General features: G+C 68.9%; 28 protein-coding genes and 1 pseudogene. 13 read left to right on the top strand and 16 right to left on the bottom strand.

The genetic code is table 11. The features are described from left to right. The 4 genes and pseudogenes from O3Q52_RS19915 to O3Q52_RS19900 form a co-directional block, all read left to right on the top strand. Positions 1 to 214: pseudogene (locus O3Q52_RS19915) on the top strand (ABC transporter); the annotation flags it as partial. After that, positions 211 to 1,005 carry an ABC transporter permease gene (locus O3Q52_RS19910; protein ID WP_269650124.1) on the top strand — a complete coding sequence of 265 codons (795 nt, stop codon included), beginning with the start codon at positions 211 to 213 and terminating at the stop codon, positions 1,003 to 1,005. The pseudogene O3Q52_RS19915 and the gene O3Q52_RS19910, both read left to right, overlap by 4 nt. A gap of 353 nt (positions 1,006 to 1,358) precedes the next feature. Further along, a complete protein-coding gene (locus O3Q52_RS19905) occupies positions 1,359 to 1,811 on the top strand; it encodes a GNAT family N-acetyltransferase (RefSeq protein ID WP_269650123.1) in 453 nt (150 codons plus the stop codon). 121 nt (positions 1,812 to 1,932) lie between these two features. Further along, positions 1,933 to 2,697 (top strand): VOC family protein, encoded by a 765-nt coding sequence (locus tag O3Q52_RS19900; RefSeq protein ID WP_269650122.1) that lies wholly within the window; start codon positions 1,933 to 1,935, stop codon positions 2,695 to 2,697. A 22-nt stretch (positions 2,698 to 2,719) separates the two neighbouring features. On the opposite strand, the gene O3Q52_RS19895 is transcribed toward O3Q52_RS19900, so the two are convergent. Then, entirely contained in the window at positions 2,720 to 3,244 is a 525-nt protein-coding gene (locus O3Q52_RS19895) for a hypothetical protein (protein WP_269650121.1), read from the bottom strand. 160 nt (positions 3,245 to 3,404) lie between these two features. Between O3Q52_RS19895 and O3Q52_RS19890 the strand changes: the two genes are divergently transcribed. The 3 genes from O3Q52_RS19890 to O3Q52_RS19880 all read left to right on the top strand — a co-directional run bounded on the left by O3Q52_RS19890 (position 3,405) and on the right by O3Q52_RS19880 (position 6,214). Continuing rightward, entirely contained in the window at positions 3,405 to 3,854 is a 450-nt protein-coding gene (locus O3Q52_RS19890) for a nucleoside deaminase (protein ID WP_269650120.1), read from the top strand. Positions 3,855 to 3,894: 40 nt separating this feature from the next. After that, on the top strand, positions 3,895 to 4,902 hold the full coding sequence (locus O3Q52_RS19885; protein WP_269650127.1) for an isopenicillin N synthase family oxygenase: 1,008 nt from the start codon (positions 3,895 to 3,897) through the stop codon (positions 4,900 to 4,902). A 208-nt stretch (positions 4,903 to 5,110) separates the two neighbouring features. After that, positions 5,111 to 6,214, top strand: a complete 1,104-nt coding sequence (locus O3Q52_RS19880; RefSeq protein ID WP_269650119.1) for a hypothetical protein — start codon at positions 5,111 to 5,113, stop codon at positions 6,212 to 6,214. Positions 6,215 to 6,217: 3 nt separating this feature from the next. Here the strand turns inward: O3Q52_RS19880 and O3Q52_RS19875 are convergent, their stop codons facing one another. From O3Q52_RS19875 to hemL, 9 genes are all read right to left on the bottom strand, one after another. Beyond that, positions 6,218 to 7,294 (bottom strand): CU044_5270 family protein, encoded by a 1,077-nt coding sequence (locus O3Q52_RS19875; RefSeq protein ID WP_269650118.1) that lies wholly within the window; start codon positions 7,292 to 7,294, stop codon positions 6,218 to 6,220. Then, complete coding sequence (locus O3Q52_RS19870; RefSeq protein WP_269650126.1) at positions 7,291 to 7,878, bottom strand: RNA polymerase sigma factor; 588 nt, start codon at positions 7,876 to 7,878, stop codon at positions 7,291 to 7,293. The genes O3Q52_RS19875 and O3Q52_RS19870 overlap by 4 nt, the downstream gene beginning before the upstream one ends. Positions 7,879 to 8,036: 158 nt before the next feature. Beyond that, positions 8,037 to 9,140, bottom strand: a complete 1,104-nt coding sequence (gene ccsB, locus O3Q52_RS19865; protein ID WP_269650117.1) for a c-type cytochrome biogenesis protein CcsB — start codon at positions 9,138 to 9,140, stop codon at positions 8,037 to 8,039. After that, a complete protein-coding gene (locus tag O3Q52_RS19860; protein ID WP_269650116.1) occupies positions 9,137 to 11,020 on the bottom strand; it encodes a cytochrome c biogenesis protein ResB in 1,884 nt (627 codons plus the stop codon). Before O3Q52_RS19860 ends, ccsB begins: the two co-directional genes overlap by 4 nt. 3 nt (positions 11,021 to 11,023) lie before the next feature. After that, positions 11,024 to 11,788: a cytochrome c biogenesis CcdA family protein gene (locus tag O3Q52_RS19855; protein WP_269650115.1), complete on the bottom strand. Its 765-nt coding sequence runs from the start codon at positions 11,786 to 11,788 to the stop codon at positions 11,024 to 11,026. 6 nt (positions 11,789 to 11,794) lie between these two features. Beyond that, the gene (locus O3Q52_RS19850; protein ID WP_269650114.1) at positions 11,795 to 12,460 is read right to left on the bottom strand and encodes a TlpA disulfide reductase family protein; all 666 of its coding nucleotides are present in this window, start codon (positions 12,458 to 12,460) and stop codon (positions 11,795 to 11,797) included. Positions 12,461 to 12,561: 101 nt separating this feature from the next. Beyond that, positions 12,562 to 13,866: a hypothetical protein gene (locus tag O3Q52_RS19845; protein ID WP_269650113.1), complete on the bottom strand. Its 1,305-nt coding sequence runs from the start codon at positions 13,864 to 13,866 to the stop codon at positions 12,562 to 12,564. A 261-nt stretch (positions 13,867 to 14,127) separates the two neighbouring features. Further along, on the bottom strand, positions 14,128 to 14,802 hold the full coding sequence (locus O3Q52_RS19840; protein ID WP_143644135.1) for a histidine phosphatase family protein: 675 nt from the start codon (positions 14,800 to 14,802) through the stop codon (positions 14,128 to 14,130). Further along, positions 14,799 to 16,163 (bottom strand): glutamate-1-semialdehyde 2,1-aminomutase, encoded by a 1,365-nt coding sequence (gene hemL / locus O3Q52_RS19835; protein WP_269650112.1) that lies wholly within the window; start codon positions 16,161 to 16,163, stop codon positions 14,799 to 14,801. The genes O3Q52_RS19840 and hemL overlap by 4 nt, the downstream gene beginning before the upstream one ends. 383 nt (positions 16,164 to 16,546) lie before the next feature. On the opposite strand from hemL, the gene O3Q52_RS19830 reads away from it, so the two are divergent. After that, positions 16,547 to 17,206 carry a hypothetical protein gene (locus O3Q52_RS19830; protein ID WP_189844889.1) on the top strand — a complete coding sequence of 220 codons (660 nt, stop codon included), beginning with the start codon at positions 16,547 to 16,549 and terminating at the stop codon, positions 17,204 to 17,206. Between the two features lie 140 nt (positions 17,207 to 17,346). Here O3Q52_RS19830 and O3Q52_RS19825 read toward each other — a convergent pair whose 3' ends face one another. From O3Q52_RS19825 to O3Q52_RS19800, 6 genes are all read right to left on the bottom strand, one after another. After that, positions 17,347 to 17,652 (bottom strand): DUF6087 family protein, encoded by a 306-nt coding sequence (locus tag O3Q52_RS19825; RefSeq protein WP_269650111.1) that lies wholly within the window; start codon positions 17,650 to 17,652, stop codon positions 17,347 to 17,349. 31 nt (positions 17,653 to 17,683) lie between these two features. Then, on the bottom strand, positions 17,684 to 18,871 hold the full coding sequence (gene tgmC / locus O3Q52_RS19820) for an ATP-grasp peptide maturase system methyltransferase (RefSeq protein ID WP_269650110.1): 1,188 nt from the start codon (positions 18,869 to 18,871) through the stop codon (positions 17,684 to 17,686). Next, positions 18,861 to 19,823, bottom strand: coding sequence for an ATP-grasp ribosomal peptide maturase (gene tgmB / locus O3Q52_RS19815; RefSeq protein ID WP_269650109.1), 963 nt, complete (start codon positions 19,821 to 19,823; stop codon positions 18,861 to 18,863). The genes tgmC and tgmB overlap by 11 nt, the downstream gene beginning before the upstream one ends. 5 nt (positions 19,824 to 19,828) lie before the next feature. After that, positions 19,829 to 20,131, bottom strand: coding sequence for a putative ATP-grasp-modified RiPP (tgmA, locus tag O3Q52_RS19810; protein WP_269650108.1), 303 nt, complete (start codon positions 20,129 to 20,131; stop codon positions 19,829 to 19,831). 122 nt (positions 20,132 to 20,253) lie between these two features. Continuing rightward, positions 20,254 to 20,616 (bottom strand): hypothetical protein, encoded by a 363-nt coding sequence (locus tag O3Q52_RS19805; protein WP_269650107.1) that lies wholly within the window; start codon positions 20,614 to 20,616, stop codon positions 20,254 to 20,256. Then, entirely contained in the window at positions 20,610 to 21,026 is a 417-nt protein-coding gene (locus O3Q52_RS19800; RefSeq protein WP_269650125.1) for an ATP-binding protein, read from the bottom strand. Before O3Q52_RS19800 ends, O3Q52_RS19805 begins: the two co-directional genes overlap by 7 nt. A 252-nt stretch (positions 21,027 to 21,278) precedes the next feature. Here O3Q52_RS19800 and O3Q52_RS19795 point away from each other — a divergent pair, with 252 nt between their 5' ends. The 5 genes from O3Q52_RS19795 to O3Q52_RS19775 all read left to right on the top strand — a co-directional run. Further along, complete coding sequence (locus O3Q52_RS19795; protein WP_269650106.1) at positions 21,279 to 22,532, top strand: helix-turn-helix transcriptional regulator; 1,254 nt, start codon at positions 21,279 to 21,281, stop codon at positions 22,530 to 22,532. After that, positions 22,517 to 23,047, top strand: coding sequence for a GNAT family N-acetyltransferase (locus O3Q52_RS19790; RefSeq protein ID WP_269650105.1), 531 nt, complete (start codon positions 22,517 to 22,519; stop codon positions 23,045 to 23,047). The genes O3Q52_RS19795 and O3Q52_RS19790 overlap by 16 nt, the downstream gene beginning before the upstream one ends. 105 nt (positions 23,048 to 23,152) lie before the next feature. Next, positions 23,153 to 23,986: a hypothetical protein gene (locus O3Q52_RS19785; RefSeq protein WP_269650104.1), complete on the top strand. Its 834-nt coding sequence runs from the start codon at positions 23,153 to 23,155 to the stop codon at positions 23,984 to 23,986. After that, positions 23,983 to 24,768: a hypothetical protein gene (locus tag O3Q52_RS19780; RefSeq protein ID WP_269650103.1), complete on the top strand. Its 786-nt coding sequence runs from the start codon at positions 23,983 to 23,985 to the stop codon at positions 24,766 to 24,768. The genes O3Q52_RS19785 and O3Q52_RS19780 overlap by 4 nt, the downstream gene beginning before the upstream one ends. Positions 24,769 to 24,894: 126 nt before the next feature. Continuing rightward, a partial coding sequence (locus O3Q52_RS19775; RefSeq protein WP_269650102.1) for a hypothetical protein occupies positions 24,895 to 25,919 on the top strand: 1,025 nt, incomplete at its 3' end.

The following is a 25,919-nucleotide window of genomic DNA, read 5'->3' as shown; positions in this document are numbered from 1 at the left end:
CGACGACGAGGCACTCTCCCTCCAGATCCCCAGCGACGGCAGCCAGCGCGAACTGCGCTCCGTCCTCGACTGGCTCGACGCGGCCGGCATCGAGGCGGACGAACTCACCGTGCACACCCCCGACCTCGACGACGTGTTCTTCGCCCTGACCGGCCCGGCCAACGTCCCCAACCAGCCCAACCAGCCCGCCCAGACCAAGGAGACCGCCCGATGAGTACCCTCGCCCTCGCCGTCCGCGACTCGAACACGATGCTGCGCCGCAACCTGCTCCACGCCCGGCGCTACCCGTCCCTCACCCTGAACCTGCTGCTCACCCCGATCATGCTGCTCCTGCTCTTCGTGTACGTCTTCGGCGACACGATGAGCGCGGGCATAGGCGGTGGCGGCGGTCCGGACCGCTCGGCGTACATCGCCTATCTGGTCCCGGGCCTGCTGCTGATGACCATCGGCAGCACGACCATCGGCACCGCGGTGTCCGTCTCCAACGACATGACCGAGGGCATCATCGCCCGCTTCCGCACGATGGCGATCCACCGCCCATCGGTACTCATCGGACACGTCGTCGGCAGCGTCCTGCAGTGCGTGATGAGCGTGATCCTCGTCGGCGCCGTCGCCGTGGCCATCGGCTTCCGGTCCACGGACGCGACAGTCCTGGAGTGGCTGGCGGCGTTCGGGCTCCTCGTACTCTTCGCCCTGGCGCTCACCTGGATCGCGGTCGGCATGGGCCTGATCAGCCCCAACGCCGAAGCGGCCAGCAACAACGCGATGCCGCTCATCTTCCTGCCCCTCATCTCCAGCGCCTTCGTCCCGGTGGACTCCATGCCGGGCTGGTTCCAGCCGATCGCCGAGTACCAGCCGTTCACGCCGGCCATCGAGACCCTGCGCGGGCTGCTGCTCGGCACCGAGATCGGCCACAACGGCTGGCTCGCCCTCGCCTGGTGCCTGGGTCTCGCGGCGCTCGGCTACTTCTGGTCGACCGCGAAGTTCAACAGCGACCCGAAGTAGTCGGCCGCCGTGACAGCGCGGGCCACCTCCCCGCAACCCGTCCCGCCCCAGGGCGGCGCACTCCGACACCACGTCGGCGTGCGCCGCCCTGTCGGCGTCTTCGACGAGACCGACGGAGACTGGAGACCTGTTGGACGCCTGCTGGACGCCTGTTGGAGACCCGAACGAACGGAGAGTCGGGGTTGCCGGCGGATCCGCGGCCGGGTGCTCCGCACGGGTACACGTCGGTTCCGCCTGAACTGGCAGCGCGATGCGGGGGTCTGGGGGCGCAGTCCCCGGGGATGGGACGGGTAGGGGCGGCGGGGGCGAAGAACACGGTTGACGCCACCCGCCCGCGGGGATTCCCTGCTGCCATGACCGACCTTCGCAATCTCCGTATCGAACGGGTCGACGCCACCGAACCCCTGCTCGAAGACTGGCGGCACGTTCACAACGTGATCGTGCCGCCCGCCGCCATGGACCTCGACGAGGTCCGGGAAAGGGCCGGACGCAATCACCTGGAGGTCGCCTACCTCGGCGATGTCCTCGTCGGGTGTACGACGGTGCGGCCCCCCACGGACGACACGGCGACGGCCACCGTGATCGCCCGCGTACTCCCCGCCCACCGTCACCAAGGACTCGGCGAGCAGCTCTACGTACGGGCGCTCGCGCAGGCCCGCGAACTCGGCGCCCGGCGGATCGAGACCGTCGTGCTGGCCGCCAACACCGAAGGACTGCGGTTCGCGGAACGGCACGGGTTCGTCGAGTTCGACCGGTACACGCTGCCGGGCGAGAGCGCGCTCTGGATCGACCTACGGCTGGCGTGAGGCACGCCGTACCGGAGTCCTTGTCGTATAGGACATGGTCTGGCCTATACGGCTCCTATCGTCGGGCTCACCGGCTCCGTTCACGGACGGCCGGCGGCCGACGACCGACCAAGGAGTCTCAATGAGCCTCGTCACCACCATCCAGCCGGACGGTACGCCCACGTGGATCGACCTCCGGGTGCCCGACCTCGAACGTGCGCTGGAGTTCTACAACGCGCTCTTCGGATGGGAGTACGCACCGGACTCCGCGAAGACCGGCCTCGGCACGGTGTGCCTGCTGCGCGGACGCCCCGTCGCGGCCATCGCACAGGCTCCGGACGACACGAGCACGAACCCCGGTTGGACCATGTACTTCGCGACCGCGGACTGCGACGGCACCGCCAAGCGGATCGCCGACGCGGGCGGCTCCGTGCTCACGGCACCGACGGACATCGGCGAACACGGCCGAGCGGCCCTCACCGAGGACCCGGTCGGCGCCCGCTTCGGCCTCTGGCAGGCGCGGGCACACCTCGGCTGCGAGCTCGTGAACGAGCCCGACTCGCTCGTACGGAACGACCTGGTCACCCCGGACCCCGAGCCGGCCCGGGCCTTCTACACGGCCGTGTTCGACTACACCCTGGACCTCAACGAGACCCTCCCGGACCTCGACTTCACCTTCCTGCGCCGCCCGGACGGCCACGAGATCGGCGGCATCTTCGGCTTCCCGGTCGCCCCCCGGTCCCTCTGGGCGACCACGTTCGAGGTCGCCGACACGGACGCCGTCGTCGGCCGTGCCGTCGCGGCGGGCGGCACCGCCGACACCCCCGAGGACACCCCGTACGGCCGGAGCGCCACCCTCACGGACCCCTTCGGCGTGGAGTTCTCGGTCATCACCAGGCCCGCGTAGGACCGCCGCCCAGGCCCGCTCCTCACGACCCCTGCGGCGCGCCCCAGTCGTACCCGTGCGCCGCGAAGGCCTCGGCGAGGCGGCGCCAGGGCAGGCCGCAGCGCTCCCGGGCCAACTCCCCGCCGTCCGGGGCGACCAGCACGAGCTGCTTGCCGTCCCGGCACGCCAGGGCGATCTCGTCGTGCGCGAACTCCTGGTCCGAGTCCCTGATCGTGAGCACCACCCGGCTGTCGGAGATACGGGCCGTCAGGGACTCGTACACGGCGACGAACCCGAGCAGCAGGCCCAGCACCAGGCCCACGGCGACCGCGCCGACGGTGAGCCAGGGTTCGGGGACCGAGGTCAGCAGCCGGGCCGGACCCTTCATCGGCACCCAGGGCAGCGACAGCCACAGGTTGGCCAGGAGCGTGAGCAGCCAGCCGCCCACGCCTCCGCACCCCACGCAGACGAGCATGAGCTGCCAGACCGGTTCCGCGAGCACGGTGGCCTCCCCCGAGTCCGGCACCGTCTCGCCCCGCGGATCCGGGCCGCTCTTCTCCATGGCCACGCTGCTTCTCCCCCGATCGGCGCCGATGGTGCGGTTTCCAGTCTTGCGGGCACCTGCCGTCCGGTCGTCGGCCGATGGTCTACGTGCCCGCAACTTTGGTCGCCCACCGGGTACTTTCCGCACGTTGCCCCGGTATATCGGCGGAAGGAAAGTGGAAGGCATGGATCAGGCACAGGCACGCGCATGGCTGGTCACCGCTGTCGAGGAGGCACGCACGGGGCTGGACGAGGGCGGCATCCCCATCGGGGCCGCGTTGTACGGAGCGGACGGCACCCTGCTGGGGCGCGGGCACAACCGGCGCGTCCAGGACGGCGACCCGTCGATGCACGCGGAGACGGCCGCCTTCCGGAACGCGGGACGGCAGCGCACGTACAAGGGCACGACGATGGTCACCACCCTCTCCCCCTGCTGGTACTGCAGCGGTCTCGTCCGGCAGTTCGGGATCTCCCGGGTCGTCGTCGGGGAGGCCGAGACCTTCCACGGCGGGCACGACTGGCTCGCCCGGCACGGCGTGGAGATCGTGCTCCTCGACGACCCCGAGTGCACCGCCCTGATGCGCGACTTCATCAAGGACCGACCCGAGTTGTGGAATGAGGACATCGGTGAGTGACGCCACCACCCCCAGCGGCCCCACCGCCCCCAGCGGCCCCATCGACCCCGGCGGCTCCGGTGACCCCGGGAGTCCCCGTGCCCCCCGAAGTCCCCGTATTCCGACCGTCGATCTGATGCCCTGGGTCTCCGGCGACCCGGCGGCCCGCCGGGAGATCGCGCGTACGGTCGACGCGGCGCTCCAGAGCGCCGGCTTCCTCCTGGTGACCGGCCACGGCGTCGACCCCGCCCTGCGCACGGCCGTCCGCGAGAGCGCCCGCGCCTTCTTCCGGCTGCCCGCCGAGGTGAAGCAGGCGTACGCCGTCAAGGTCGGCGGCCGCGGCTGGCTCGGCCCGGGCGCCGAGGCCAACGCCTACTCGGAGGGCACGGAAACCCCGCCCGACCTCAAGGAGTCCCTGACCTTCGCGACGCAGGAGCCCTTCGACGACCCGGCGACGAACGCGGAGTGGTACGCACCGAACGTCTGGCCTGCGGAGGCCCCCGAACTCCGGGCGCCGTGCGAGGAGTACCTGGCCCGGATGGCCGAGCTGGAGAACCACCTCCTCGCCCTGCTCGGTGAAGCCCTGGGCCTGGAACCCGACTTCTTCACCAGGCACATGGACCACCCGACCTACGGCTTCAACATCAACTGGTACCCGGGCGCCGAGATCATCGGCGAGCCCGAGGAAGGCCAGTTCCGCATCGGCCCGCACACCGACTTCGGCACGGTCACCATCCTCGACCGCCAGGCCGGCAAGGGCGGTCTGCAGGTCTACACGGACGAGGGCGGCTGGGAGGACGCCCCCTTCGACCCGGACGCCTTCACCATCAACATCGGTGACCTGATGGCCCGTTGGACGGGAGACAGGTGGCGCTCCGGCCGTCACCGCGTGCTGCCGCCGCCCGCCGACGCCCCCGCCGAGGAGCTGATGTCCCTCGTCTACTTCGGCGAGTGCACCCCGGGCACCGTCGTCGAGTCCGTCCCGGCTCCGGTGGGACGGGTGGCCCACGAGCCGGTGGACTCGCACGTGTACCTGCGGGCGAAACTGGACTCGATCACGGTGGTCTGACGACGACCCTCGGGGCGAGCTCCCGCGGAGCACGAGTCACGCGCCCAGCGACCACCGGTTCTGCGATCACTCTCCGCCAACCGCGGCGACACTTTCGCAAGCTGCCGGACATCATGCGGCCTACTCCGAATCAACTCCCCCTCTCCGTGCTGCTGTTGATACACCTCTCAACAGCACGGAGAACCGGACCGCCCCAGAGGGAGATGCGGTGCACAGTGGGCTGCACGGCCGAGGGGCGCTGTTCGACACGGATCCGCCCGGCCTCGTCGCACGGCTTGTCGGCCTGTGCCCGTTCCAGCACGGGCCGACTCCGTTGGAGTACGCGAAGGAGCCGCCGTTCGTGGTGTTCACGGGCGGGCCCGGGCTCGGCAAGAGCGCGGTGCTCGGTGAACTCCGGGCCGCCTACGAGGGGCAGACGCCCCTCGCGCTGATCGACTGCGAGGACGGGCTGTTCGCGCGGCCTCCGGCGCGGCGGCCCGGCGAGGCCTGGTCGCCCGTGTCGCAGGCCGTCCTGACGATCGCCGAGCAGCTCGCCGAACCGGTCGCCGGTGCCGGGCGGATCGCCTTCCCGCGGCTCACGGCAGGGCTGTTGGCGGTCGCCGCGGGCGGCTGGCGCGACCGGGACCTGCCCCGCATCCGCCAGGAGGCCGAGCGGATCCTGCTGCTGAACGACACCGGCTCCTGGGTCGCCGGGTTCACCGGACGCTGGGTCGGCCGGGTGTCGACCAGACTGGTCGACGCGCTGTCCGGTACGGGGCTGGTCGTCGAGCCGATCATCGAGGCGACCCTGGAGGTCTTCTCGGAGGGCGTCACGCCCACCCACCGCCGGCTGCGGAAGGCGGCCACCTGGTACCGCGACTGCCCGAGCGCGGGCGGCAACCCGAAGCTCGGACTCATCCTGCTCTCCGGGCACTTCAGGGCGGGCGGCGACTCCCGCACCCACGCCGAGCGGTATCTCGTACGGGCCCTGCTGGCCGATCTCGACGACGCCTACACCGGTGCCGTACAGCGCACCCACCGGCCGGGCCGTCCGGTCGTCCTCGTCGACAACGTCCAGGCCACGGCCGGTGTCGGGCTGATCGGCTCCGTGCTGCGGGACCGGGCGGACGGCATCGCCGACCGGGTGGCGTTCTTCGCGGGGCTGCGCGGCGACGGCCACCCCTCCCTGCACAACGCCGCACGCCGAGCCCTGCCGGAGGTGGCCCGTGCCACCGGCTGGGAGCCCGGCGGCACGGTCTCGTCCCACGCACTGCTCGTACCGCTGCCGCCGCCCGCCACCACTTCTCCACAGGCTGTGGAAGCCGGTCGGTGACAGCTAGGGCAGTTGGCCGGTCTCGTCGACGATCCCCCGGTCCACCACCGCCACGGATTCGACCAGGTCGCCCGTGTCGAGGACGTCGCACTCGCTCTTCGGCCCGGAGATCCTGACCGTGCTCTCGCCCAGGAACCTGTCCGTCTTCTCGTCGAAGATCAGCTCGCTGCGGGCGCCGACCCGGTCGGGCGTCCAGGAGAGGCTCGCGCCCTTCATGGCGACGGCCACTCCCCGCCGCCCCGCCGCGTCCCGCGCGTCGTTCACGACGAACAGGCCGGGAATGCGCGCGGCAGCCCGGTAGAGCGCGGCGGCGGTCTTCGGCGGCAGGAGCTGGCTGGTCAGCAGGGTCGCGACCTTCTCGTACGCTTTCACGTCGGCGGCCCGCTTGCCCGACGCCCGCTCGCCGGGTTCCAGCCCGTAGAGCCACCGGTACATCCCCTCGGGGTCGGTGGGCAGTTCCTCGACCTGCCGGAAGTACTCGGGCATGGTCTTGCCGGGCAGCTGCCGGGCGATCGTGTTCTCCGTGTACTCGCCGTCGCCGCTCCCCTTCCCGTCCGCGTACTCGCGGCGCAGGCCCTCGCTCTGTCCGTCGACGGACTTCCAGGACTGCTCCACGCCGTACGGGTGGCCCTCCGCCGTCATGGCGCAGTCATCGGGAAACCGCAGGCCAGGGTCCATCTTCCAGTGGTAGTTATCCACTTCGGAGTAGACGAACTGGTTGTCGCGCACCCGCGAGAGCCGCCCCTTCTCCGCCGTCCGGGCGATCCGCTCCAGCAGCTCGGCGGGATTCTGCCGGCTCATGGTGTCGGGCGCGCGGTCGCTCGACGCGATGCCGGGCCGGGCCGACGGCCCGGTGGCGTCCCGGGTCACCGTGACCCCGAGGACGACGGCGACCGACAGGGCGCCCGCCAGAGCCGGGGCCACGAAGGCCGGGCGGCGCCAGAGGGGCGGCCGTACCGGCGGCGGGGTCTCGTTCGCCTCGTTCGCCTCGTTCATCTCGTTCGTGATCTCGCGCATCAGATGCTCCCTCAGGACGCGGTGACGGCCCGGCGGGAGGTCCTTCTCGGGAATCGTGCTCACTGGTTCCCCTCCTGGATGGGCCCGGCCACGGACGGGCGGCCGTCCCTCACCTGTCCGCGCCCGCCGGCGAGTTCCGCCGCGAGCTTCGTGCGCGCCCGGGAGAGCCGGGAGCGCACCGTGCCGACCGGGATGCCGAGCGCCTCCGCGGCGGCGGCGTAGTCGAGGCCGCCCCAGACGCACAGCGCGAGCACCTCGCGCTCGGGGCGGCGCAGCCGGTCGACGGCGACGCGTACGGACCTGAGGTACTCCACGTCGTCGATCCGGGCGGCGACCTCGTCGGCGAAGTCGCGCTCGGCCTCGGCGGGCGGCAGCCGTGCCACCGCCGCCGTGTGACGCCGGGCGGCCCGGCGCCTGTTGCGGGCCACGTTCGTGGCGATGCCGAGCAGCCACGGCCGCGGCGAACCGCCCTCCTCGTCCAGCCGCTCCCGCAGCCGCCAGGCCTCCAGGAACGTCAGCGACACGATGTCCTCGGCCCCCGACCAGTCCCCCGTCAGCCGGAACGCGTGGTTGTAGACGGAGCGCGCGTACGCGTCGAAGAGCCCGCCGAACGCCTCCGCGTCCCCGGCCCGGATACGGGCGCGCAACTCCCGCTGCCCCGGGTGGTCCCCCTGATTCGTCTCCACGTCCCCCACCTGTCCGTACGACGAAGGCCGGTTCCCGTGACGTGCGTCACATGGAACCGGCCTCGGGTCGTACGAGGGTGTCAGACGGAGGTGTCGTACGGGGATGTCGGACGGAGGTGTCAGACGCCCGCGTAGGAGTGCTTGCCGGTGACGAAGATGTTCACGCCGTAGTAGTTGAACAGCCAGCAGGCGAAGGCGATGAGCGCGATGTACGCGGCCTTGCGGCCCTTCCAGCCGGCGGTGGCCCTGGCGTGCAGGTAGCAGGCGTAGGCGACCCAGGTGATGAAGGACCAGGTCTCCTTGGGGTCCCAGCCCCAGTAGCGGCCCCACGCGTCGCCCGCCCAGATGGCGCCCGCGATGATCGTGAACGTCCACAGCGGGAAGACGGCGGCGTTCACGCGGTACGAGAACTTGTCGAGGGACGCCGACGCGGGCAGCCGCTCCATGACGGACGTGGCGAAACGGCCGGGCTTCCCGCCGGTCATCAGCTTGTTCTCGTACGAGTCCTTGAAGAGGTACAGGATCGAGCCGACCGCGCCCACGTAGAAGACGGCACCGCAGAAGATCGCGGTGGAGACGTGGATGTAGAGCCAGTACGAGTGGAGGGCGGGAACCAACTGGTCGCTGGCGGTGTACAAGACAGTGACGGCGAGACCGAGATCGAGGAGGACCGTGGTCACCAGGAAGAGGCCCATCCAGCGGACGTTCTTCTTCATCGCGAGCAGCGAGAGGTACACAGCGACGGCGACGGTGGAGAAGGTGATGTTGAACTCGTACATGTTGCCCCACGGCGCCCGCTGCACCGACAGAGCACGCGTGATCACACCGCCGAAGGCGATGAGGAAGGCGAGCACGGTCAGGGACACGGCGATACGCCCGTAGAGGTCCCCCTGCTCGTCCCCGCCGTGCGCGCCGGGCCCGTCCGGCACGTCCCGGGAGCCGGGTGCGGCCCGCGTGACGACCTTGGGCCGTTCCAGTACGGCGGTCCCGCCCGCGTTCTTCACGGTGACCGCGGGAGCCGCCGCCTTCTCGGCGTCCTTGTCCGCGGTCAGCGCGGCGGCCGTCCGGCCGACCTTGCTGCGGCTGCCGAAGAGCCATTCGGCGATGTACGCGAAGAAGGCCAGCGTGTAGACGGCCATCGCGGAGTAGATCAGCGTGTTGCTGAGGTTCGCGAGGTTTTCGTTGGTCGCGGCGGCGAGCTCGGTTGCGGCGGCGAGAGTCACTTCTCAGCCCCTTCGGCGGCAGGTACGGCGGGGGGTTCGGGGGTGGAGGTCTTTGTTTCCGGGTCCGAGTCCGGCTCCGACTTGGCATCGGCGCCGGTGTCCGGGGTGTCGTCGGACGCGTCGTCCGGAGTGTCCGGTGCGCCCGGGGCCAGGTCGTACAGGATCCCGGCCAGGTTGCCCAGTTCCTCCGGGACCTTGGCGGACTCGCTGCGGCCGAGGCCGGCCATTTCGACGACGGTGACGCCGTCGGGACCGGCGGTGGCGCGGACCCAGACGCGGCGGCGCTGGATGAAGAGGGAGGCGGCGAGGCCGAAGATGGCGGTGAGGGCTCCGGCGAGGGCCCAGCCGGAGCCGGGCTGCTCGGTGACCTGGAAGCCGGCCCACTCCTTGATCTCCTTCTCGAAGGTGATCGAGCCGGCACCGTTCGGGAGCTTCATCGTCTCGCCGGGCAGCAGCCGCTTCTTGAGCAGGTTGCCCTTGGAGTCCTTGAACTGCTTCATGTTGGACTTGTCGAGCTGGTACACGCTCTGCGGCAGACCCGAGTCGACGCCCAGATCACCGTGGTACGCGGACAGCGCCAGCACGGGGAAGTCCAGCGCGGGGAACAGCGAGAGCATCTGCCCCTTGCCCGCCCCGGCGAACGTCGGCACGAAGAAGGCGTTGAAGCCGAGTTGTTCCTTCACGCCCTTGGCGTTGCGGTAACCGTCGAGGACCTTGATCACACCGGAGGAGGTGACGTTCGAGTCGAGCGGCAGCAGGGGCACTGCCTGGCTGAAGACGACGTTGCCCTTGCCGTCCCTGACGGTGACGACAGGAGCGTACCCATGGCTGACGAGGTAGACCTTCGAATCGTCGATCACCATCGGCTTGTTGACCTTGATCGTCCGCCGCTGCTCCTTGCCGTCGGCACCCTCGCTGTAGGTGACGTGGGCCTCGAAGGTACGCGGAGTGCCCGTGCTGGGCCCCGTCCGCTCGTACGTACCCTTGAACTTGTTCAGAACGAAGCTGAACGGCTCCAGGTCGTCCGTGCTGAAGAGGTTCCCGGACTTGAAGTCGTCGTACTGCGTGAGGGTGTTGGCGAAGCCGTCGCCCTCGATGATCAGCTTGTTGCCCTCGGACTTGAAGAGCTGGCCCCAGGCGAAGGCGATCAGCATCACGATCAGCGCGATGTGGAAGGCGAGGTTGCCGACCTCGCGGAGGTAGCCCTTCTCGGCGGCGACGGCGTCACCGGCGAGGTGCGCGCGGAAGCGGCGGCGCTTCAGCAGCTTCAGGGCCTCTTCGCGGACCGCCTCGGGCTCGGCCCCGGTCCGCCAGGTCGTGTAAGCGGGCAGCCGCGTCAGCCGCCGCGGCGCACCCGGCGGGCGGCCGCGCAGCTGGCCGACGAACTGCCAGGTGCGGGGCACGATGCAGCCGACGAGGGAGATGAACAGGAGGATGTAGATCGCCGAGAACCACGCGGAGCTGTAGACGTTGAACAGGCCGAGCTTCTCGTAGACCGGCCCGAGCGTGGTGTGCCGCGTCAGGAAGTCGTCGACCTTCGTCGGGTCGGTCCCCGACTGCGGGATCAGGGACCCCGGGATCGCGCCGAGCGACAGCAGAAAGAGCAGGATCAGCGCGACCCGCATGGAGGTCAGCTGCCGCCAGAACCAGCGGGCCCAGCCGACGGCCTCGCGGCCGGCCCACGCGAACCACCCCGCGGCACCGGGGGCCCGCGAACCGCCGAAGGAGCCGGGTACCACCGTCTCCCGGGGCGCGGTGGACAACTGCGCCCCGGCTTCGCCGAGTTCGCCCGCGTCCCGCGCCACGGCGGCCTCGCCTCCGGCGTCCGAAGCCGCGGCCTCGCCGCCTGTCCGCACGTCCGTGTCCCGTGTCGTGCTCATCGATCAGATCCCTACCGTGAAGCCGTTGGACCAGCCCTGCATCTCCTGCACGATGCTGTCCCACACACCGGTCAGCAGGAGCAGGCCGGTCGCGATCATCATGCCGCCGCCGATCCGCATGACCCACACGTAGTGGCGCTTGATCCAGTCGAAGGCACCGAGTGCCTTGCGGAAGGCCACCGCGGCGAGGACGAAGGGCAGGCCCAGACCGATGCAGTACGCGACCGTCAGTATGGCCCCACGGCCCGCGCTCGCCTGGTCGAACGCGAGCGCCTGCACAGAGGCGAGCGTCGGTCCGATGCAGGGCGTCCAGCCGATCCCGAAGAGCGCGCCGAGCATGGGAGCCCCCGCCAGGCCGACCGTCGGCCGCTTGTGGAAGCGGAATTCACGCTGAGTGAGCCAGGGCATCAGGCCCATGAAGAAGACACCCATGAGGATCATGAGCGAGCCGAGCACCTTGGAGAGGGTGCCCTGGTACTCCTGCAGGGTCGAGCCGAAGTAGCCGAAGAGGGCTCCGCCGGAAACGAACACCGCGGTGAAACCGAGCACGAACAGCGAGGCACCCGCGACCATCCGCCCGCGCCGAGCCTCGGCGAGGTCGGCGCCGCCGATCCCGGTGACGTACGAGAGGTAGCCGGGCACGAGCGGCAGGACGCAGGGTGAGAAGAAGGAGACGAGACCGCCGAGGATCCCGATCGGGACGGCGAGCGCCAGGGCCCCGGTGAGGACGGTCTGGTTCGGGTCGGTGGCTGCGGCGAGGAGGGACACGAGCGGTCACTTCTCCGCGAGGATCGGCTTGAGCATCTTGCGCAGCTTCTCCTCGCTGAGCGCCTGCAGCGACCGGGACGCGATCTTCCCGTCCCGGTCGATGATGACCGTGGAGGGGATGGCCTGCGGGTTGAGCGTGCCCTTCTTGAAGCGGAGCAACAGCCTGCCCGTCGGGTCGTAGAGGCTCGGGTAGGTGATCCCGTACGCCTTCTCGAACGCCAGCGCCGGGCCGGTGCTGGTGTCGCGGGTGTTGATGCCGACGAACTGCACGCCCCGGTCCTTGAGATCCGCGGAGACCTTCTTGAAGTTCTTCGCCTCCAGGCGGCACGGTGCGCACCAGGAGCCCCAGACGTTCAGGACGACGATCTTGCCCCGGTAGTCGGCGACGTCGAGTTGCTTACCGTCGATGGTCTTCCCGGACAGGTCGGGGGCCTGTGTCCGGTTGCCCTTCTCGACCGTGGCGATGCCGTCGGAGCCGGTGACGAACCCGGTGTTGCCCGCCCCTCCGGACGTGCCCCCGGAACCGCACGCGGACAGCAACAGGGCCGCGACGACGGCCCCGCAGGTCAGCAGGACGGCGCGGCCACGACTACGGCTGCGGGCTCGGTTCGTACTGTTCGTGCGCTGAAAGGTCCGGATCGAGCGCTGGGGGGCGCGGCTGGCGGCACTCATGTGAAAAGTTTCGCATGTCCGTTCCGAGGATCTTGCCCACCCCCCTCGCAGGCGGAAACCCGCATGTCAGACGCCACTTCGGGCACTGCTCCGGGCGGCCGTCAGGCGGCCTTGCCCGAGCCCTTCTCCGACCTGTTCGCGGAGTTCGTGCCGACCTCGCCGAGGAACCCGTTCCAGCCACCGGCCGGTTCCTGCCCCACGCCGAGGGACCGCAGCTTCTCCAGGACGGCCGGGTCCTGCGCGTCCAGCCAGTCCACGAACTGGCGGAACGACACCAGGCGTACGTCCTTCTTGCCGGCGATGTGCTTCAGCGCGCCCTCGACGGCATCCATGTAGATGCCGCCGTTCCACTCCTCGAAGTGGTTGCCGACGAAGAAGGGGGCGCGATTCGTCTCGTATGCCCGCTTGAAGCCAGCTATGTACGAGTTGGTCGCCTGCTCGCGCCAGGCCGGGTAGTTGGCGGGCGGCGCCTGCGTCGAGTTGACCGACTGGTTGGCGAGGATGTTGTAGTCCATCGAGAGGACCTCGAAGGTGTGGCCGGGGAAGGGGATCGCCTGGAGCGGCAGGTCCCAGAGGCCGCCGTTCTTCCTGGGCCAGACCTGGGTGCCGCCGGGCGAGGAGGCGTCGTAGCGCCAGCCGAGCTCGCGGGCGGTGGGCAGCAGATTGCTCTGTCCGAGCAGACAGGGCGTGCGGCCGCCGATGAGTTCCTTCTCGTAGTCGAAGGGCAGCGCGGGCACCTCGGCCTCGCTCCAGCCCGTGTTCGTGCGCCATTCCTTGACGAAGGACTTCGCCTGGGCTATCTCGCTCTTCCACTGGGCGGGCGTCCAGTTGCCGACCGTGCCGCTGCCGCCGCAGAAGTGACCGTTGAAGTGCGTGCCGATCTCGTGACCGTCGAGCCAGGCCCGCCGGACGTTCTTCAGCGTCGACTTGATGTGGTCGTCCGTCAGATAACCGATGTCGGACGCGCCCGGCGCGTTGTTCGGCGGGAGGTACTTGCGCTTTTTCGACTCGGGCAGCAGATAGAGCCCGGAGAGAAAGAACGTCATGCTCGCGTCGTGCTCTTCGGAGAGTTTCAGGAATCGCTCGAAGAGGCCGTTGCCGACGTCACCCGCGCCGTCCCAGGAAAAGACGACGAACTGCGGCGGGGTCTCGCCGGGTTCGAGACGCCGGGGCCTACCGGGCTGCTTCGGCTGCTTACCGGTGAAGGAGGTGGAACCGTCACCGATGGGGCGTACGGGGTGGTCGCCACGCCTGTTTCCGCCGTTACCGCGGTTTCCGCCGCTGTTTCCGGAACCCCCGACCCCGCCGGAGCCGTCTCCCAGTGCGGTACCGCAGCCCCCGAGTCCCAGCGCGGCCGCGGCCCCGGCCCCGAGCCCCAGCGCTCCCCTTCGGTTGATGTCGCGCATTCCGCCCCCGTTCGTCGTGCCCTGCGCCCATGTCGAATGGACACCGGGTTAGAGGGCACGACGAACACGTGGGTTCCCGGTCACACGCACATATTTCGGTGACTATCCGAAGATGAACCTGTAACGGACACACCGGAACGCGACAGACCGATTACCCCGTCTCGACAAGACGGCTCCTTATCGGCGGGCTCGGGCATTGGCGCGCCCGTTAGGGGCGCGGGGAACTGCGCGACAAGCCCCCACCGGCCCGCACTACGAGAACTACGCTCCGAAGGCCTTGGACTTACCCTTCACCGGCTTGGCCCCCGCAAGGAGATGCGCAGGCACAAGATCCCGCGCAGGCTCGCTGTAGCCAACAGACACGATCTTGTCGCCCTGGTACGTGAAGGTCGTCAACGACGCCAACGTGCACTGCCGCTTCCGCGGGTCGTGCCACAACCGCCGCCGCTCCACGTAGGACCGCACGATCCAGATCGGCAGCTGATGGCTGACACACACGGCCTCATGCCCCCGAGCCGCGTCCTTCGCGGCGTCGAGCGCCCCCATCATCCGTACGACCTGGTCCACGTACGGCTCGCCCCAGGACGGCTTGAACGGGTTGACGAGGTGTTTCCAGTTCTCGGGCCGGCGCAGCGCACCGTCACCGACCCCGAAGGTCTTGCCCTGGAAGACGTTGTCGGCCTCGATCAGCCGGCCGTCGGTCGCGAGCTCGAGACCGTGCGACTTGGCGATCGGCGTGGCCGTCTCCCGCGCCCGCTCCAGCGGCGAGGAGACGACATGCGTGATGTCCCGCGAGGCGAGATGCTCGGCGACCCGCTCGGCCATCTGCTGCCCGAGCTCGGACAGGCGGTAGCCCGGGAGTCGCCCGTACAGAACCCCGTCCGGGTTGGCGACCTCGCCGTGCCGCATCACGTGTACGACGGTGATGTCACTCATGCTGCCGTGGCCTCCGCTGCTGCCCGTGCCGCCGCCGGAAGGGCGTCGGCGATCCGCTGAACCGCCCGTTCGTCGTGCGCCGTCGACACGAACCAGGACTCGAACGAGGACGGCGGCAGGTAGACACCCTGCGCCAGCATCGAGTGGAAGAACGCGGTGAACCGGTACGACTCCTGCGCCTTCGCGTCCTCGTAATTATGTACGTCTGCCTCGGTGAAGAAGACGGAGAACATGTTGGACGCGTTCTGCAGCTGGTGCGCCACACCTTCCTTGGTGAGGGCGTCCGTAACGAGCGTACGGATCTGCTCGGACACCGCGTCGACCTTCACGTACGCGGCGTCGTCGAGCAGCCGCAGCTGCGCGAGCCCGGCGGCGGTCGCGACCGGATTCCCGGACAGGGTGCCGGCCTGGTAGACGGGCCCCGCGGGCGCAAGGAACGCCATCACGTCCCTGCGCCCGCCGAACGCGGCGGCCGGGAAGCCGCCGCCCATGACCTTGCCGAAGGTCATGAGGTCGGGGGTGACGCCGTCGACGCCGTACCAACCGGCTTTGCTGGTGCGGAAGCCGGTCATGACCTCGTCAGAGATGAACAGCGCGCCGCCCTCGGCACAGACGTCCTTGAGCCCCTGGTTGAACCCGGGCCCGGGCGGCACCACACCCATGTTCCCGGGCGAAGCTTCCGTAATAACGCAGGCGATCTCACCGGGATGGGCCCGGAAGGCCTCGCGCACGGCGTCGAGATCGTTGTACGGCAGGACGATGGTGTCCCCGGCCTGGGCGCCGGTGACACCCGGGGTGTCGGGCAGCCCGAAGGTGGCGACGCCGGAGCCGGCCGCGGCGAGCAGCGCGTCCACGTGCCCGTGGTAGCAGCCGGCGAACTTCACGACCTTGGCGCGCCCGGTGAACCCGCGGGCCAGCCGGATCGCGGACATGGTGGCCTCGGTCCCGCTGGACACGAGCCGCACCTGCTCCAGGGGCTCGATCCGCGCGACCATCTCCTCGGCGAGGGCGACCTCGCCCTCCCCCGGCGTACCGAAGGAAGTACCTCGGGACACGGCCTCCTGGACCGCCGCGATCACCTCGGGACGGGAATGGCCGAGGATCATCGGTCCCCAGGAACAGACCAGGTCCACGTACTCCCTCCCGTCGGCGTCCGTCAGGTAGGGACCGCTGCCGGACACCATGAACCGGGGCGTACCGCCCACGGCCCGGAACGCGCGGACCGGAGAGTTCACGCCACCGGGCGTGACGGCCGCCGCACGGTCGAAAAGGGTCTGCGAGACCGGCGCCTCATAGGGGTACGGGACCGCCGCCCCCGCCTCGGATGACGCACCGCCGGAGATGTTGTTCGCCTCTGCCATGTACTTCAGCGTACGGCCCGGGGCGGGTCGCCCAGGCTCTGCCCCTGGGGTCTCCGACCACGGGGGCTCCCGCCCGAACCCCTCACTCCGGATGCCCGATTTCACCGATATCTGCTAATCGGCTCGGGAACGGTATACCCTGCTGTCACGTGATACCGCGCGCCGCTCCACTCTTCGTTGGTCACCGCGAGCGCGAACTACCTAGACTCCCTGAAGGTGCCGTTCTCGGGGATAGTTGACTTCACACGCGTGGGGTCGGTCCACGGCGACGGACAAGTGTTTCAACGCACGTTTCGGCGGGCGGTCGTGGGGGAGGTCACTCTCACGATGATCGGGTTGCGTGGCGGGGGTCGCGCGCCTTGGAAAAGCAGTCGGGTGGAGATATGCATCGCGGTGGCGGACTGGGCGAAGGGACCGATGACCTGGGTCCTCGGCGTGCCCGGCGGGGGAAGCACCGACGCGAGGCGGAAGCGGCCGAGACACGTCAGGCACAGGGATCGCAGGGCGAACCTGAGCGGAACGACCCGTCGAGCCGTATGGACGGTATGGACTACACAGACCGCGGGGCAGACCAGCTCAGGGCAGGAAGCGGGAATGGTGGCCGGGTGGGGGTGACGTACAAATACTTCGGAGCCCCGGACGGCGCGACCGCCGCGCGCGTTCCGATCTCCATGAGGCCCGAAGAACTCGGCGGCGACGAGCTCGGCATGAATGGCATGTTCACCAAGATCAAGCCGGAGACGATGGCCGCGATGGTCCTCACCGGCATAGAGGGCATACCTCTGCACAAGGTGCCCCCGCTGGAACTCGTCGTCCTCCACCCCGACTACGCCGTCGTCAAGCTCCCCATGACCGTCGTCGACCCCCTGCGCGGCATCGGCGAGGAGGCCGTGGGCGCGGCCGCCTTCATCTGGTCCACGGTCCCGGACCGCGGCGGCCCCCGAGACGCGTACAACGTGTACCAGCTGCTGCACGAGTGGCAGGACTTCAGCCACCGGCTGCACGAGGCGGGGCACCAGCCGTACTGCCTGGTGTGGCCCTGACCTGACCCCTGATCCGGGTTTCCTGCGAACCGGGCGGAGCTTTCGGGCTCCGCCCTCGTCATGTTCCCGAAGGGGCGGCCGGGCATTCGCCGTCTTCGGTCTCGGCGGCGCCGATCACATCCGGTCCCGGCCCTGCGGTCCTACCTGGGCGCCGGGGGTTTGCGGTGTTTCCCTGTGCCAGAGCCGAGCGGTTTCGGCTTCGACCCTGCCGGCGGGGGCTCGCTGGTCGCCGCCGCCGGGTAGAGGATGGCCTTGGTCTCGGTCAGGTTGGCTGCGAAGGCGAGGGGCTCCCAGGCGTACCCGTTCCACCGCTCGATGACGCGTGGTGCGTCCGGCTGCAGATGCCCTCCCTTGGGGCCGTCGCCGGGGACAACGGGCACGGCGCGAAGCCGGCCGATCTTCGCGTCACGGCGCTCCGCCCAGTCCTTCAGCGGTTCGTCGTCCATCCTGGCGTTCCTCGCGTCGGTGGTGGCTGTCTCAGGAGGGTAGCGGCCACTGCGGGCCGTCCGGGTTCCCGAGCCAGACCGCCTGCCCGTCCGGGGAGACCATCACGCCGAACGCAGCGGTGTTCGGTGAGCCGTACTCCTCCCAGGTGGCCACCGCCGACTCGACCGCGTCCCACAGGCGGCACGGACCGCCCTGGCGAACCTGCCAGCCGCTGTCCGTGGGAGCGAGGACGGCGAAGGAATCGGTAACGCTGTCCAACAGAAACGTGCTGACCGTGCCACCGTCGACCGCCATCGAGAAGAAGCGGGCGTCCGGCGCCGCGAGCTGCGCCATGAACGCCGGCCCGGAGCTGGTGAGAACCTCTGGCCCCCGTGCGGCTCTCCGTACCGTCCCGTCGTCGGGCCCCGGCACCATGCCGAGGCTCTCCGGTGCGTCCTGCTGGCGGGCGATCATGAAGCTTGGGGCGTCCTCGCTGAACCAGCCGCTCGCGCTGTCACCGGTGACGATGAGTTTGGCCAGGCCGAGGGAGCGCATCCAGCCGCGAAGGGTGGTGAGGATGACGCCGCCCGGCCGGACCTGTTCCAGCCAGGCAGGCGGGATGCTGCGGAAGCCACACGTGGCGATCAGCCGGTCGTACGGGGCTCCGTCGGGGTGGCCAGCGCGACCGTCCCCCACCAGCAGGTGGGGGGTATGACCGGATCCGGTGAGGGCGTGGCCGGCTCGTCGGGCCACGCCCTCGTCCGTCTCGATCGAGGTCACGCTCTCGCTGCCAAGCCGGTGGCACATCAGTGCTGTCGAGTAACCGGTTCCGGTGCCGATCTCCAGCACATTCATGCCGTCCTGCACATCCAGGTCTTCGAGCATCCGGACCACGAGGCTCGGCAACGTCGACGACGAGGTCGGGGTCGCGTTGCTGATCGGCTTCGGGTCGGCCCAGTCGATGTCCCGGCCGTCGAACTGGGTCATCCATGTCTCGTCGGTGTAGACGAGCCGGAGCCACTCCTCCTTACCGACCGTCTCCTGTGTGACCGAATCCCAGCTGGTGACGCCCGGGGCGTGATTCTCCCGGTAGAAGCGCGGGATGAACCTGTGGCGGGGCACGGCCTCCACGGCGGCCCGCCACTGCGGCGAGCGCAGCCAGCCGTCCTTCTCCAGTTGTCGGGCGAGCCGGCGCCGGAGATCGGCCGCGGCCGTCTCGATATCGGTCTCACTGGCCACGAAGTCCTCCTTCCAGGAGATCGGCGAGTGCGGCAGTCATGGGCAAACCGGTCGGCGACTCCATCCATGCCCACTGCCCAGAAGGGTTGCACTCGATGAAGATCCACTCACCGCGGTCGGTCAGAGCGAAGTCGAACGCCCCGAAGACGAGCCCGAAGTGCTTCAGATAGGCACCCATCGACCGCTCCACCACGGGTGGCGCGGCAAGCGGCGTGTATGTGTGAGTGCCGTAGTCCGTACGCCAGTCGAGGAGACCGGAGTCGATCCGCACGGCGAAGATCTGCTCGCCGATCACAGTCACCCGGATATCGGCAACCTTGTGCACCCGCTTCTGGAAAAGGTGCATGGTGCCGGTCACGGAATCGTCGATCTCGTCGGCGGTCACCTCGGTCACTGGGACGGTCTGGGCCTTGCCGTCGACCAGGTAGAGCGGAACCGAGATCGGCTTGAAGATGACGGCACCTTGCGCCTTGATGAAGGCCCGCGCGTCGTCGGGAACGTTGGTGATCAACGTCGGCGGAAGCGTGAAGCCAGCCGCCGCCGCTGCCGCGAGCCCGGCTGGCTTGTACTCGGCGTCGCCGATGCGATTGGGGTGGTTGACGTAAAGGCAGCCGGGCAGCGAGGTCAGGATGCCTCCGAGCCCGTAGCGCGCCTGGGCGACGGCGAACCGTTCGTCCTGCTTGTCGAGGTGGGGGAAGGCAAATCCGGAGGGGCGCCGGTAGTACATGGAACGCACCGCGCCCAGGTCGGCACGTCGGCTCGGGGTCTGCACGCTTCCCCGCCACCCGTCAGTGCCGCCGATGGCGGTCGAACACGACAGAGTGACGGGGAAGTCACCGGAGTCGAACCGCACGACCGGGACACCCCGGTCGTGCAGCTCGGCGATCACGAAGTCCGCAGTCGGGTCGTCGAGGTTGGTGACGACCAGGACCGGACGATCGTCGTTCGTCACCACGGTCACTGGTCTGTGTCGTTCCCCGTATCGCTGTCCGGGGAGTCGCTGTTGCGGTCACCCTGGCCCGTAGTGCCGGTCGCCGGATTCGTGCCGGAGGACGTGCCGTGGCCCGGGGACATGGTGGGCGCCCCGGAAGTGTCGAAGTACCGGGCGGTCTGCGTCTCCGGATCCAGTGTCACCGTCGCGTAGGCGGGGCCCTCGATGGGCGGGTACGGGGCGATGCGACGCAGAGCCCACGGGGCCGCGGTCAGATGCCCCTGCGGCAGCGGGCTGCCCGTGGGAAAGCGATCCATGTGGTTGAACACGGTCTTCCTTCCTGTCGGAGGTTCTTGTCCTTCGTGTGACTTGCTCACCCGCACGGCATCGAGGAACCCGGTCGTGCTTGTGCGGGAGTCTCAGGGGCGCAGGGAAGAAGAGGCGCCGGGGCCTACGTCGAAACAGGACCGGGATTCCGGAGTCCGTCCAGGACCCGTTGAAGGAGGCTGATGTCCGGTGCACGGGCCTCGACCGCCAGTCGACCGTCGCCGTACCAGCAGCTGAGCTGCTGCCGCCACGCGGTCTCGGCACACTGCACCTCGGCGCGGATCTCGCCGAGAGCCAGTCCCGACTCGACGCGAAGCCGCACAAGGTCGGTGGGAGTTATCCGGACCGGCTTTGGGAGAACCACCATGTCGGCCTCGTCAGACGGACGAGCCGGGCCGAAGGCCAGCTCCACGCACGCGTCCGGGAACGGGTCGCTGACAAGCTCCTCCGAGGTCAGGAGCCGTAAGGAGATACGCGAGATCAGCATGCGGCCGGCACCCGCAGCTCTGCCCAGACGAGCTTGCCCCAACGATGCAGGTCGTAGCCCCACCGCCAGCTCAGCGACTCCACCAGGAGCAGACCTCGGCCGCCCTCGGAGTCACCTTCAGGACAGCCCTGTTCCGGGGTGTCTCGGCACTTGTCGGCAACGCCGATCCGAATCACTTCGGCCGTCTCGCGCCGAATCACCACACGGATCACGCGACAGGGCGTGTGGCCGACGGCATTGCTGATCAGCTCCGAAACGATCAGAGTGCCCACCTCGGCCAACTCGTCTATGCCCCAGGTGTCCAGAGCCGCGGAGACAAGCAGACGCGCGCGGCGCGCGGACTCCGGCTCGCACGGCATCGTCTCGGTGTAGCCCGGGACACCGGTCGCTGTTGGTTTGGCGGCGGTCATGGTCAAGGGGTCATCCCTCCGAGGCTGGGACGCCCGCCCCCGACGGGTGCGCAGGGGCGGGCTTTCCTCCACGCCATCGAGAGGCAGGAAGGGGAATCTCGCCCGCTCAACGGCTGGTACCGAGTCAACGGCCCTTGGCCGACGGCGAACAGGAAATGTCGTGCCCCGCCGTACCTCCGCGAACCGGAAGACTTTACGCTCCGATGACCTCGGGTCTGGTTCGGCCAGTGACCACAGGGCTACGGTCGGTCCATGGGAGCGAACGCCATCCTCAAGAGCCGGATGGAGGAACTCGGGCTCACCCAGGAAGAATTGGCTGGTCGGATGAACGCTGCGCTGGCAGAGATCACCGGCAGGCCCGGTGACGTCTCCGACCGCACAATCCGCAACCTCCTCAATGGGACCTCCCGCCGCCCCATCGGACGCACGTGTGCAGCCCTGGAGCGAGTGTTCGGTTGTCCCGTCGAGGACTTAGGGTTCAGCGCACCACGCACCATGCAACACCCGCAGGAGGACCCCGTGCGGCGTCGCACTTTCCTCACCTCAACGACCGGGAGCGCGGCCGCCGCCGTTCCCTTGGTGACCCAACGCCGAACGGTCGGCATGTCGGACGTGGCCCGGGTCGCTGCTGGGATGAACGCCCTTGTCGAAGCCGACGACCGCCAGGGCGGACACACGGAACTGGAGAAGGCCGCCTCCCAGGGCCGCAACAGGGTCCTGGAGCTACAGCAGCGCAACGCCAGCGAACGTGTCCGCCGAGCCCTGTACGCACTGGCCGCCGAGTACACCACCATCGCCGCTTGGTCCTGCATCGACGCTCGCGATCTCGACCAGGCCCAGAGCTACCTGAACGAATCAGCGACGTACGCCGGCCTCTCCCAGGACGGCCCCACCGAAATGCGGGTCTGGGTCAACCTCTCGATGCTTGCCTACCAGCGACAGAACTGGCCCGAAGCGCTCGCGGCAGCTCAGGCCGCGCAAGCCTCCTCAGCGGCTCGCCGAGACCCGTTCTTCGACTCGCTGGGGCGAGTCCGCGTCGCTCTCGCATACGCGGCCCTCGGTGACGGCCATGCAGGCCTGCGCTCTCTGGGATCGGCCCAGGACACCTTCACCAGGGTGGCCGACCGCGACCGCCCACGCTGGACGGCTTTCTACGGGCAGGCCGAACTCGACCACCTCGCCGCGATCGTCCAGTTCAACAGCGGACGCCACCCTCATGCCGAAGCCATGGCACACCGCGCTCTGGCCAGGATCCCGTCCGCCTTCCGGCGCAACAGGGCCCTCGCGACCGCCCAACTCGCCCTCGCACAGCTCCACCAGGGAGAAGCCGAACAGGCCACGGCCTCAGCCACCGATGTCTTCACGATCATGGATGGCGACCCACTGCCCGGCCGTATGCGCACCCTCATGGGCGACTTCCACCGGGGCCTGTTCGTCATGGCCCCCTCCGCCTCCTACGCACGAGACTGGGCAGACCGCATGCGAACCGAATGGAGCCGAGCGTGACCGACCTGCGTCACTTCCAGCACGGAAACCTTCCCGAAGGCTTCCGGCAGATGCTCATCGACGTACACGCCGACGCCTACGCCGACCAGATGGACGACCCCTTCCACCAGCGCTTCGCCTGGTTCGTCGACCACTGGACCGGCATGGACGGCTTCTCCTGCGTGGTGGCGTACGACGAAGACGAACCGGTCGGCTTCGCCTACGGCGCCCCGCTCGCCCCCGGCCGCGAATGGTGGCGCTCCACCGCGTACGAGCCGAACAACGGCTATTCCTCCACCTACGCGGTCTCCGAGGTGATGGTGCGCCCAAGCTGGCGTAAGCAGGGAATCGCCGACCGCCTGCACGAGGCGCTACTCAAGGAACGTACGGAAGACCTCGCCGTGCTGCTGGTCGACGTCACACACCCCAAGGTCCAAGCGCTCTACGAGACATGGGGATACGCCAGAGTCGGCAAGCAGCAACCGTTCGCCGACTCACCGGTGTACGCGGTCATGGTCAAAGACCTTCGAGACTGAGTCAGGAACTGGAGCCCATGACTCCCTTGGCTCTGATGGCAAGGCGAGGTGCCAGGACGACCAAATCGACCAGTGCTGTCAGTGGGGCAGGGCAGACTGGACACCGTGACGACACCCGACATCCGAGGGCTGGCGCAACTTGAACGCGCCGTCCTGGATGACACCACCTCTCTCGCTACCGCCCTCCGGCGGTGCATCATGCTGGCTGGCTACGCCCACCACCGGGAACTGCGCGCCTGGGCGCTGAAGGAGCTGGAAGGGTACGCGGCGGCTGATGAGCTGCCCTCGTACCGGAAGGTGCCAGCCGCGCTCGAAGTCGTGGTGGACCTCTATCTGCCGGGCCAGATCATCCGGGGCAACACCCAGCGGATCAGCCCGGGGCAGTTACCCCAGCCCGCTCGGGATCGCGGCATCGGAGAGAGCGCACCGATCCGACAAGGAGTCCGGGAACTCGAAGCCGTCGTCACCCGTGGCGACACAGTGGTACGTCTGAGCCCGCCCGGCTCGGCTGAATACGTACTGCTGATGACACAGGAACAGCACCAGTTGGGAAACGAAGGCTCCCACATTACGTCTCTGCACTGGGACGTCTCCGTTGCCAGCATCGAAGGCGTCCTCGATCACATCAGAACTCGTCTGACCCAGTTCGTCGCGGAAGTGAGAGCAGCCATGCCCGCCGGTCAGCAGAACCCCAACCCCGACCAGATCGACTTGGCCGCACAGCAGGCCCTTAACATCACGGGAGGCGACGGCTCCACCTTCAACATCACCGCGCCGAACGCGAAGGCGGACCGGGGCGGCACCGCGAGCGCCAACATCAACGAACCCACACCCGCGACTCCGCAGCCCTGGTGGCACCGCAGCTCAGTCATCTGGACCGCCATCGGAGCGGTGGCGGCGACCGCCAGCGTCATCGCCACCGTGGTCTTGACGAAATGAGACTCGGCCGAAGCCGACTCGACCGGCTGGAGCGCCACGTCCTCAACGAGAGCCACTCGCTCGCCCCAATCCTGCGGCAGGTGATTACCCTCGGCGTCGACGCCCACTCCGCAGCGCTGCACACTTGGGCCCTGCTCGAACTCCAGGGCTATGAGGGTACGGATGTGCCGGTCCCCGACTACCGGAAGATTCCAGCGCCCCTGGTAATGGACGGCCACACCGGGAGGTTCCAGTTCCGGGAACAGCCGGTCAGCATGTTCGACTTGCCGGACTTCGCCCGTGACAGCCTGGGCGACGAACTCCGCCTCGGGATCGGTGTGGGCCAGATCGAGTCGCTGATCACCAGGCATCCAGGCCAGACCGTGCAGCTCGGTCCGGCTTTGGCTGCCGAACTGGCCGTGGTGATGAGCCAGAACTCCCCCAGGCAGGTGCTCAGGGTGTACTGGTCGGTGCACGTGTCAGCCCTGGAGGGTGTCCTCGACCAGGTCCGTACGCGGCTCCTTCAGTTGGTCGGGGAGCTGCGGGCAGCGATGCCGCATGGCCAGCAGGACCCGACACCGGACCAGGTTGCTCAAGCCCTCCAGAACATCAACATCGTCACCGGCGACAATTCCTCCGTGACCGTCACCGCGCCTGTCGCGGTCGCGCACCGACGCGGATCAGCACGCGCCGAGATCGGCGGAACAGCACATCACACCTTCCCACGGGCAGCAGTCGTGTGGGCCGTCTTGGTCGCCCTCGTAGCCGCCGCTGCGGTCACTCTCTGGGGCACGTGGCTCTGAGCCAGCCCTATTCGACAGGGCCTACGAGCATGGGAGACGGCGCCGATCGCAGGGCAGCTCAGCTGGCCGCCAAGCTCTGTAGAAAATGCCGGGCATGTCAGGGCCTTGGGGGTGAAGATGCCTATCATGGAAGAGACTGCAGTCGACGACTGGTCACCGGCAGCCAATCCCTACGCAATCGCCGTATCGGAGGCTCAGTGGGCACGGCGTGATGCCGCGCTGTGCGTCCGGCGCATCCATGCTGGCAATGAAGTCGTCGGCGGGTTCGACTCAAGGCAGATCGACGCACGGCACTTGTGCATCGCGCTGCGGCAGTTGCTGACGGCGGAGACATTGGAGCAGGCCGCGCTGGCCGATCTCGGCATGGACCCGATGGTCGGACAGACGCTGGAACAGGCACGCAAGCGATTCGAACTGTCGCTGCCGGACATCACGCAAATCCGAAACGGACTCATCCACTTCGAGAACTGGTCGCGTGGCCTGGGCCACGGTCCGCAGAGCCAGCGGGTCAAGGCTGGTGACGAACCGCGCGACGTGGCTCGCGCCTTCTGGGGTTTCGGCTACGACGTCACTACCGACACTGTCTCCATGGGGCCCTACCGAATCAACGTCACTGCCGCCGAGGAGGCCGCCGCCGAACTGGCTCATGCGATCTACATGGCCGCGCGTGCTGTCGACATGAAGAACACCACCGACCATCGTGATGCCGCCGCCCAGGTCCTCACCGACGCCGAAGTCCTTGCGCACCGGCGGGGCCGGTCCAAGTCTCTGCAGGGCTCGACGAACGTGTGTGGCTCTCCCTCGACTCCGCGGCCGTCGCTGAGGAGGCCGAACGCCGCACCTTGTCTCGGAGGGCACTCTCCGCACTCGCTGGCGCGGGGTTCGGCATCACGTCGCTCGGGCAATTTCAGGCTGACGATCCAGCTCTCCAACTCGCTGCTGGGCAGGCGCTCCGCATCGAACCATGCGCCGCACGGCAGGCGCTCGCTACGGCGCCGCAAGGCTGAAGGGCGACAGTGCTGCTGCGGAGTACTTGGCTTGATGGAATCGCAGACCCAGCTGGTTTCTGTCCATTTGGACCACACCACCAGGAGGAACCAGTGTCATACCCGCAACTGCTCACCCCCGAGGAGAAGCTCGCCGACGCGAAG

The organism is Streptomyces sp. ActVer, from assembly GCF_027270795.1.
GTDB lineage: Bacteria > Actinomycetota > Actinomycetes > Streptomycetales > Streptomycetaceae > Streptomyces > Streptomyces umbrinus_A.
This window is presented reverse-complemented; position numbering and strand designations above follow the sequence as displayed.